The sequence below is a fragment of the Micromonospora sp. NRRL B-16802 genome (genome assembly GCF_001279555.1).
GTDB classification, from domain to species: Bacteria; Actinomycetota; Actinomycetes; order Mycobacteriales; family Micromonosporaceae; genus Micromonospora; species Micromonospora profundi.
Genome location: NZ_LGEB01000102.1, coordinates 1 through 2,287 on the forward strand (window position 1 = coordinate 1; position 2,287 = coordinate 2,287).

Annotated in this window: 3 protein-coding genes and 1 pseudogene; 1 reads left to right on the top strand and 3 read right to left on the bottom strand. The window is 64.8% G+C overall.

Features of this window, described 5'->3' with window-relative positions; genetic code table 11:
• Window positions 1–219: hypothetical protein (locus tag ADK66_RS26875; RefSeq protein WP_197281648.1), on the bottom strand; the 219-nt coding region annotated here is incomplete at its 3' end.
• Between the two features lie 90 nt (window positions 220–309).
• Here ADK66_RS26875 and ADK66_RS26880 point away from each other — a divergent pair.
• On the top strand, window positions 310–1,284 hold the full coding sequence (locus tag ADK66_RS26880) for a hypothetical protein (protein WP_053660167.1): 975 nt from the start codon (window positions 310–312) through the stop codon (window positions 1,282–1,284).
• A gap of 514 nt (window positions 1,285–1,798) precedes the next feature.
• Here ADK66_RS26880 and ADK66_RS31690 read toward each other — a convergent pair.
• Window positions 1,799–1,951: pseudogene (locus tag ADK66_RS31690) on the bottom strand (IS256 family transposase); the annotation flags it as partial.
• Window positions 1,936–2,187, bottom strand: coding sequence for a DUF429 domain-containing protein (locus ADK66_RS31080; protein ID WP_369814833.1), 252 nt, complete (start codon window positions 2,185–2,187; stop codon window positions 1,936–1,938). The pseudogene ADK66_RS31690 and the gene ADK66_RS31080, both read right to left, overlap by 16 nt.
• Window positions 2,188–2,287: the final 100 nt, after the last annotated feature.

Genomic DNA, 2,287 nt, shown 5'->3' on the forward strand with positions numbered 1-2,287 from the left:
GCTCAGCGTGACCGTCGCGCTGTCGCTGACCGCTCCGTTGACGCCGTCGTCGGCGGTGAGCGTGACGGTGAAGGTGCCGTCGTCGGTGCAGCTGATCGTGGTGACCGGCGTGCCGGCGTCCTCGAAGGCGCAGGTAGCGCCCGCGTCCACGTCGGAACCGGCGGTGTATGACCACCGGGTGCTCGGGGCGCCGCCGTCGTCGCGGGCGGAGCCGTTCAAGCCGACCGGGCTGCCCTCGTTGCCGCGGCGGTCCGGACCGGCACGGGCGCGACGAGCGAAGCCTGTGCCACCATTCTCAATGTGCGCGTCATGCTAGACACCAATCTCTGGTCCTCGATCGGCGACGATGGGGTGGCTCACGCGTTCGATGGCCTGATGGCGGCGCACGGCCTCGATGTTGTCGTGGCACCGAGCACCCTGATGGAGGTCATCCGGCTTCCAGTGCCGCATGCGCGGCAGCGGATCATCAGCGCGATGGGAACTGGTCCACGTCGGCGACTCGCGACCGAAGCGGAGTCAGCGTCGGCGGAGGTAATCTCGGAGGTTCGCCGGCATCGCCCGCGCTGGCTGCGCTCGATGCCAGACACCGCCAGAGTGGCGTCGCTGCACACCTTTTGGACGAAGCAGGTGTGGCGGAAGGCATTGCAGGACTCGCAGTCGTTGCACGATCACGAGGTGCGCCACCAGCGTGCCAAGGCCGATTACCTCGTGCGACGCCAGCGCGAGCAGCGCGCGGAGATGCTGCAGGTCAATTTCACCATCAGGCCCCTCACAGCCATGACTGTCACGCCTGTTGCCGATGCCCCGGAGTCGTATCTCGCTGGCTGGGCCGGCGAATCGGTAGAGATGTGGCGGGTTGAATGCCGTGACCTGTACTGGCATCAGCTCAGCGTCGTAGGCAGTCGAGCAGTCTTGAGTGGCGAGGACGCGACGTTCGCCGACTGGGTCGGAGCCCACGTCGACTTGCGGGCGCTGCGCTCCAGTCCCTCCGCCTTCACTCGCTTCTGGTTCAGCGAAGTCGCCATCAAGGCGATGCGACGTAATTGGATTCGGTGGGCCGTCCGACTCGCCCAAACCGACTTCAAGGTCACCAAAGGGAACCCGTTCGACGAGCAGCACAGCTCCTACCTGGTCGACTGCGACCTCTTCCTGTCCGCCGATGCGGGGTACGTGTCAGTCCTGGAACTCGTACGGTCAGATGCGCCGTTCCCGATTGCCGAGTCACGACTGGTCAACGGAGATCGCAGTGTGCCCGTACTCGACCGGATCGCCGCCGCCTTGTGAGAACGGACGGATGCCTGCCGAGCAGCAACGAGGATGCACCCCGCGCGGATATGGGGGGAACCCGAGACGGAAGTTGCGTCCGACCGGCAGCGACACACACGTATCACTGCAGACGTGGCCTGAGGCGAACGGAGACGCCGGCGCCAGCCCCATCCCGGAGGCAGCAACGCCTGATCACTTCGACCTCTATTGGGAGGGTCACGCCGCACCGCTCGACCGCATCACGACAGGTCAAAGCCCTCGTCTCTGTTCGGCGTCGGTGAGCACTATGGGCGCGGAGACTTCTTCGCCAACCTGCACCCAATCTGCTCCCACTTGCAGAACCGGGCCGACCCGCAGCTCCTTACCACCCTGACCTGCGCACACTTCCCTGCCAGGCGAGATAGAGCGGCGTCGACCGTTGTGCAGAAAACCAGAGCACTCCGCGAGAAACAGGACGCTACACGGCTCTCTGCCATCGGCCGATCGTGTTTGGGTGGGCCTGTCTCGCTAAGGGTGTTTCCGGCGATCTTGGTTAGCAGGTTTCAGCGGCTGGGAAGCGGTCGCTGAAGGTGATGGCGAAGGCGTTCAACACGGGTTTCCAGCGCATCGTCCATCGGGTTCTGCCTGCTCCGGTGGGGTCCAGGGACCGGGTCACCAGGTACAGACACTTCAACGCGGCCTGCTCCGGACCGGTGTCATGAACACCGACGATCGTCGAGGCCCCACCAACTTGTACGCCAGCACGTCCGCCTGGCGCCGCCCGGTGTCCGGCAGGCCGATCGGAATGTCGATGCCGATGACGGCGAGGTGACCATCCATCTCAGCATTGGTTACGAGCGCGGCGATCGTTCTCCCGACATGTACCGTCACGACGCCGTCGTGCAGGACAACTCCAACCCAGCCAGCCTTGCACGCGTCCACACTAAGAACTCCTAACTAAATGATGTTGGGCGTGTCCTCGGGACGTGAGGATCGTTCTGTCTGAACGTGAGGAGGGGTGAGCAGCCGCCGTGGATCGTCT

Coding starts and splice junctions, on each gene's coding strand:
- ADK66_RS26880 (WP_053660167.1), top strand. CDS start 310: ATGCTAGACACCAATCTCTGGTCCTCGATCGGCGACGATGGGGTGGCT.